The 518-nt window shown below is 76.8% G+C and carries 1 protein-coding gene; it reads left to right on the top strand.

Going from position 1 to position 518, the window contains the following annotated elements; all coding sequences use genetic code 11:
- Positions 1-518, top strand: a 518-nt coding sequence (locus ACYVE9_RS30600; RefSeq protein ID WP_461031095.1) for an aminotransferase class I/II-fold pyridoxal phosphate-dependent enzyme, incomplete at both ends; no start/stop codon positions are given.

Raw genomic sequence — 518 nt, 5'->3', positions numbered from 1 at the left:
CGCGCAGGCGAGGCTGCTCGGCCGCTCCGTCCATCCGGTGCCGGTGCCGGCCGAGTGCGGGGGAGTGCCCGACCCCTTCGCGCTGCTGGAGACGGTCCGCCGGGCGCGCCGGCACGGTCCGGCCCCCGGGGTGCTGCTGCTGTCCGTCGCCGACGACCCCACCGGCACGGCCGTGCCACCGGAGTTGCTGCACGAGGTCTGTGAGGCGGCGGCCGACGAGGACCTGCTGATCGTCAGCGACGAGAGCTGGCGCGACACGTCGCACCGCCCGCACGACACCGTCACGGTCAGTCCCGCCGAGATGCTGCACACCGCGGCCGGGGACGCCGACCGGGTGTGTGTCCTGGTCGGTACGGAGGCGGCGCTGCTGCCGGACGGCCCGGCGGCAGGGCTGGCCCGCTTCCCCGACACGGAGTCCGGCCGGGACCTCGCTGACACGGTCCGCCGGACACTGCGTGCGCTCGGCGCCCAGCTGCCGGAGGCTGCAGCGGGCACCGTCGCCGCGGCACTCGCCGAGC

It is taken from the genome of Streptomyces sparsus, from assembly GCF_054776295.1.
Note: the sequence above shows the minus strand (reverse complement) of the source record. Positions and strands in the feature narration are given on the sequence as shown.